The 5,238-nt window shown below is 72.9% G+C and carries 5 protein-coding genes; 3 read left to right on the top strand and 2 right to left on the bottom strand.

What is annotated here, in order from left to right; all coding sequences use genetic code 11:
- The first annotated feature begins 104 nt into the window (after positions 1 to 104).
- Positions 105 to 728: a hypothetical protein gene (locus tag ABZ719_RS37185; protein ID WP_366729593.1), complete on the top strand. Its 624-nt coding sequence runs from the start codon at positions 105 to 107 to the stop codon at positions 726 to 728.
- 159 nt (positions 729 to 887) lie between these two features.
- Here the strand turns inward: ABZ719_RS37185 and ABZ719_RS37180 are convergent, their stop codons facing one another.
- Both ABZ719_RS37180 and ABZ719_RS37175 read right to left on the bottom strand, forming a co-directional pair.
- The gene (locus ABZ719_RS37180) at positions 888 to 1,802 is read right to left on the bottom strand and encodes an MBL fold metallo-hydrolase (protein ID WP_366729592.1); all 915 of its coding nucleotides are present in this window, start codon (positions 1,800 to 1,802) and stop codon (positions 888 to 890) included.
- Positions 1,803 to 1,904: 102 nt separating this feature from the next.
- The gene (locus ABZ719_RS37175) at positions 1,905 to 3,242 is read right to left on the bottom strand and encodes an MFS transporter (RefSeq protein WP_366729591.1); all 1,338 of its coding nucleotides are present in this window, start codon (positions 3,240 to 3,242) and stop codon (positions 1,905 to 1,907) included.
- Between the two features lie 211 nt (positions 3,243 to 3,453).
- On the opposite strand from ABZ719_RS37175, the gene ABZ719_RS37170 reads away from it, so the two are divergent.
- Positions 3,454 to 3,663 carry a hypothetical protein gene (locus ABZ719_RS37170; RefSeq protein ID WP_366729590.1) on the top strand — a complete coding sequence of 70 codons (210 nt, stop codon included), beginning with the start codon at positions 3,454 to 3,456 and terminating at the stop codon, positions 3,661 to 3,663.
- Positions 3,650 to 5,041, top strand: coding sequence for an amidase (locus ABZ719_RS37165; protein WP_366729589.1), 1,392 nt, complete (start codon positions 3,650 to 3,652; stop codon positions 5,039 to 5,041). Before ABZ719_RS37170 ends, ABZ719_RS37165 begins: the two co-directional genes overlap by 14 nt.
- The last annotated feature ends 197 nt before the right edge of the window (positions 5,042 to 5,238 follow it).

The raw sequence follows: 5,238 nt of genomic DNA, 5'->3' as shown, positions 1-5,238 counted from the left end.
CCAGTACCGGCCAGGCACCCTCGACGGTTTCATAGTGGGCACCGGCCTGGCTCTCGACGAACCGGCGTCACCCTGACAAGCCGAAGTCAGTAGTGTGCGGACCCATGGGCACGGATATCCATGGCGGCATCGAGTTTCGTCACCCTCATGTCGGCGCCGACTACTACGACGGTGAGCCGTGGGTGGCCGCCATGGATCTTTGGCCGCTGTACGACGAGACCGACTACGCGGCTTTCGGCTGTCTCTTCGGAGTACGCAACTACGCGGGCTTTCAGCCGCTTGCACCCGGCCGAGGTCTTCCTGTCGATCTGTCGAGCGGGATGCGCGCACAGTTGGACTCCTGGGTCGCAGCGGGCGACATGCACAGCGCGAGCTGGGTCAGCTGGGCGGAGCTCGCTTCCATGGATCTCGCGGCTGTTCCTGATCACTTCGCCGGTCGGCTGACCTGGCACACGAAATCACTGCCCTCGCTACGGCGCCAACAGCTGGTGTCCGATCCATGGCCGCAAGAGGCCCTGTCCGCGGTGGGCGTGCCGCCGGCGGACTTCCCCAGGGCGACGGGACGCATGGAGTGGACCAACGGAGAGACCGTGTGTGCCTACGAACCGTTGACCGTCGGCGCTGTCCTGGGGTCTGAGACTCATTGGCCGCATGTCTTCGCCGTGATGAAGGCTCTGGCAGGCCGCTTCGGTGACGACGGCGTCCGCCTGGTCGTGGCGTTCGACTGACCGCGCGAAGACCCTCAGCCTGGCGGCGCTGTCGACGTCTGCGAGCGCGGCTTGACGACCCACGTCATCCGATCCCCCCGCCACTTCGTCGGGAAACGGCCGTCCCGGGCCGCTGCGCGAGCGATCTCCGGCCGGGTCCCTCGGGCCGGGCGCCGCCGGTCAGGGTGTGTCGGGGTGGACGGGCGAGAGACGGTAATCGTCCTCGTGGCGGGCGACGTGGCCGGCTGTGGGCGGGGCGAAGTGGGTGCCCAGGACGAGGGTGTCCGTGCCGGCGAGGGAGGCGAGCAGGGTGCGACGCGAGGTCTCGGACTGCTGGGGGTCGATGTCGACGCACGCGCCGATGGCGGGGTGGGCGAGCTGGACGGGGTGGTGGATGCAGTCGCCGGTGATCACAGCCGTCCTGCCGCGGCTGGTCAGTTGGACGGCGACGTGTCCGGGGGTGTGGCCGGGGGTGGGGAGCAGGCTCAGCCCGGGGACGATGTCTGCGCCTTGCGCGGGGACGTCCACGAGGTCGAGCAGCCCCGCCTCCTCCACCGGGATCACCGAGTCCCGGAACATCTGCGCGCGTGCCTCGTCCATGTCGTACCCGGCCCAGAACTCCCGTTCGGTGCGGGCGGTCAGGTAGCGGGCGCGGGGGAAGGTCGGGACCCAGTCGCCGTCCGCCTTCCGCGTGTTCCAGCCGACGTGGTCGGCGTGCAGGTGGGTGAGGATCACCAGGTCGATCGAGTCCGGGGGGAATCCGGCGGCGGTGAGGTGGTGGAGGTAGTCGGTGTTCAGGTCGTGCCAGGCGGGGTTGGCCCGCTGCTTGCCGTTGCCGATGCCGGTGTCGACCAGGATCCGCAGGCCGCCGAGGGTGAAGGCGAAGCTGTGGCTGTCGATGCGGAGGGTGCCCTCGGCGTCGGCGAAGTGGGGGCGGAGCCAGTCCTGCGCGGCGACGAGGTCCGGGGTGGCGTCCGGCAGCAACCAGGGACCGGTGGCGGGCGGCAGAGGGGTCTCGTCGATGCGGTGGACGGTGACGTCACCCACGGTCCAGGAGGGCGCGGCGGTCGGGTGGGGGGCGGGTGCGGTGCTCATGAGGGGACTGTCCTTCGGGTGTCGTTACGGCGGATCGTAAAGGGAGGTCGTTACGGCGGGTCGTTGCAGCGGATCGTTACGGCAAGTCGTTCCAGCGGGTCGTTACGGGGACTCGTTGCGGGGGGTGGCGAGGCATGTGGTGCCGGTGTGTGCGAAGTCGCTGCGTGGGGTGTCGGGGCGTGGGGTGCCCTGGCGTGGGCGGGGGGCTGGGCCGCTCCTTGACACCCCCAGCGCGGCCAGGGACGCGACGGCGAGCAGGGCGGCGGTGAGGGCGTAGGCATGCGCGGTGGTGCCCAGCCCGTAGTGGCCGGTGGCGGCGCCCGCGGCGACGGCGGGAAGGCTCATGGAGAGATAGCTGAGGACGTAGTAGGCGGCCAGGGTCGCGGCACGGTCCTGCTCGTCGAGTGAGGCCAGTGTCATGCGCAGCGCGCCCTGGGAGACGGCGCCGAAGGCGGTCCCGGCCAGGGCCGCTCCGCCGTAGAGGGCGGGCAGGCCGGCGCCGTGCAGAGCGCTCAGTGTCAGAGCGCCGGCGGGCAGGACGGCCAGGCTGCCGCCCGCGGCGACGGTGTGCGGCGCCGCCCGGCGCAGCGTCCATACGGTCACGGTGGCAGCGGCGGTGAGCGTGAAGAAGACCATGCCGCCGGCCTCCTGCGGGGCGCCGGGCGCCACCAGGCGCACGAGCGCCGGCCCGAGGGAGGAGTAGAAGCCGCCCAGGGCCCAGACGGCGACGACGCCGGCGCCGGCCGCGAGCAGGGCGCGCCGGGCAGCCGGGGGCACGGCGAGGTGCGGGTGCAGGGAGCGCAGGGCACCCGGGCGCGGTCGGGCCGTCTCCGGGGTGAAGGTGACCGCGACCGCCTGGGCCGTGAAGAGGACTGCCAGCACGGCGTAGACGGTGACGGCCGGGGCGGGGGCGAGACGGATGAGGAAGGTGGAGGCCAGGACGCCGGCGGCCATGCCCCCCACCGGGGCGATGCTGTTGGCCAGGGCGGACCGGCCGGGACGCCGGGGGTCCGCCAGGTCGAGGAGGGCCGCACCCGCGGCGCTGGTGGCCGCGCCGGTGGCCGCGCCCTGCACGACACGGGCGGCGATCAGCGCACCGGCGCCGTCCGCCGAGGCCAGCAGCACCATGGAGACGGCCTCCACCGCCAGGGCGCCGGCCAGGACGGGGCGCCGTCCCAGGTGGTCGGAGAGCGCTCCGGTGGTGAGCAGGGCCAGCAGCAGGGTCAGGGAATAGGCGCTGAAGACCACCGTGACGGTGAGCGCGGACAGGTGCCAGGCGTCCTGGTAGTGGGGATAGAGCGGCGTGGGCGCGCTCGATGCCGCGAGGAACGTGGCCAGGACCGAGGCGTTCAGGGCGAAGGACGCCGCGGGGCGGGCCGTGCGGGTGCGGACGGCCGGGGAGGGGCCGGACGCGGGTGCTCGTGGTGTGACGGGGGGCATGGGACTCCTCTGCTCCTCACCTCTAAAAGCTATTCGTTTGCGTTAATTCACCGTAGACCCTACAGTGGGCTAACGCAAACGCTTAGCTTTTGCTGCGCCGGTGGTGCGCTTCGCCCCTCCGGCGAACGTCAGAACCGTCACAGCGTCACAAGGTCACGAAGCAGACCCGCGGAACCCGCGGAACCCTCGAAAGCCGCGAAGAAGGAAGTCCATGTCCGCCACAGAACTCACTCCGCCCGAAGCGGCCCGCTGGGCCGCGCGTGGCGGGCTCCCGTTGCCGGCCGACCGCCACGCCGCGGTCGCGGCCACCGCCGACCACATCCACTCCGTCGTCGCCGTCCTGCGCGAGCTGGACTTCGGCGACACCCCACCCGCCCCCGCCTACCGAGCGGGACAGGAGACGCACGATGCAGCCGTATGAACTCACCCTGACCGCGGCCGCCGACGCGATCCGCACCCGGCGCCTGTCCCCCGTCGAGCTGACGGACTCCGTCCTGGAGCGCATCGCGCAGCGGGAGCCGCACCTCCAGGCGTACGTCAGCGTCGCCGCCGACCAGGCGCGAAGCGCCGCGCGGGACGCCGCGCACGACATCGCGGCCGGCCGCCACCGCGGACCGCTGCACGGCATCCCCATGGGCCTCAAAGACCTGATCGACGTGGCGGGTTCGGCGACGACGGCCAGTTCCCGTGTCCGCGCCGAGCACCGCGCGCACACCGACAGCACGGTCGCCGCCCGCCTGGCCCGGGCCGGCGCGGTCCTGCTGGGCAAGACCCACACCCACGAGTTCGCCTACGGCCTGACCACCCCGCAGACCCACAACGCCTGGGACGCGGACCGGGTCGCCGGCGGCTCCAGCGGCGGCTCCGCCGTGGCCGTCGCCGCCGGCATGGCCACCTTCGCCCTGGGCACCGACACCGGCGGATCCATCAGGGTGCCCTCCGCGCTCAACGGCGTGGTCGGCCTCAAGCCGACCTACGGCCTCCTCCCCCGCCACGGCGTCACGTCGCTGTCCTGGTCACTGGACCACGTCGGCCCGATCACCCGCACCACCGAGGACGCGGCGCTGGTCCTGACCGCCCTGGCCGGGCACGACCCCCGCGACCCCGCCTCCCTGTCCGCACCCGCCGCGGACTACCGACCGCGGGCGGGCACGGACCTGACAGGGCTGCGGGTCGGCGTGCCGCGCACCTACTACTTCGACCACGTCGACCCCGACACCGAAGACGCCGTCCGCCGCGCCATCGAGCAGCTCCGGGACCTCGGCGCCCGCCTCGTCGAGGTGGAGATCCCCATGACGCGCTACATCCAGGCCGTCCAGTGGGGGCTGATGGTGCCGGAGGCCACCGCCTACCACGAGAACACCCTGCGCACGGTCCCCGACCTCTACCAGGCCGACGTCCGCATCCTCCTCGAAGCCGGCGAACTGATGACCGCCGGGGACTACCTGCGCGCCCAGCGCGCCCGCACCCTCATGCGGCAGGAATGGGCCCGCATGTTCAAGGAGGTCGACATCGTCGCCGCCCCCACCGTCCCGACCACCGCCGTCAGAGCCGGCCAGGAGACCGTCACCTGGGCCGACGGCACCGTCGAAGGTGTCTCCGACGCCTACGTACGCCTCTCGTCCCCCGCCAACATCACCGGAACACCGGCCCTCTCCCTGCCCGTGGGCCACGACAGCGCAGGACTGCCGATCGGCATGCAGCTGCTCGGGCGGCCACTCGAAGAGGACGTACTCCTGCGGGCAGGCCACGCCTACGAACAGACCCGGCCCGCCTCCGCCCTCGCACACGCGGTGTGAACGAACCGCGGGACCCCGCGGCAGCGGCCGGGTCGCGGTCGCGGGGTCCGTGGCGCGGCGCGCGAAGTCGGGTGCCGGGTGCCCGGGGGTGAGGGGTCAGCACCGAGGGCATCCCGCCCGCCGACCGTGCGGACCGGGCGGGGGGGGGGGGGGGGGCCGGCCCCGCCCCCGGGCGCCCCCCCCCCCCCCCCCCCCCC

Origin of the sequence: Streptomyces sp. NPDC006743, from assembly GCF_040703815.1 — a bacterium.
Lineage (GTDB): Bacteria > Actinomycetota > Actinomycetes > Streptomycetales > Streptomycetaceae > Streptomyces.
Note: the sequence above shows the minus strand (reverse complement) of the source record. Positions and strands in the feature narration are given on the sequence as shown.

Bases quoted from the DNA above. Each gene is read 5' to 3' on its own strand.
- ABZ719_RS37185 (WP_366729593.1), top strand. From the start codon at position 105: ATGGGCACGGATATCCATGGCGGCATCGAGTTTCGTCACCCTCATGTC.
- ABZ719_RS37180 (WP_366729592.1), bottom strand. From the start codon at position 1,802: ATGAGCACCGCACCCGCCCCCCACCCGACCGCCGCGCCCTCCTGGACC.
- ABZ719_RS37175 (WP_366729591.1), bottom strand. From the start codon at position 3,242: ATGCCCCCCGTCACACCACGAGCACCCGCGTCCGGCCCCTCCCCGGCC.
- ABZ719_RS37170 (WP_366729590.1), top strand. From the start codon at position 3,454: ATGTCCGCCACAGAACTCACTCCGCCCGAAGCGGCCCGCTGGGCCGCG.
- ABZ719_RS37165 (WP_366729589.1), top strand. From the start codon at position 3,650: ATGCAGCCGTATGAACTCACCCTGACCGCGGCCGCCGACGCGATCCGC.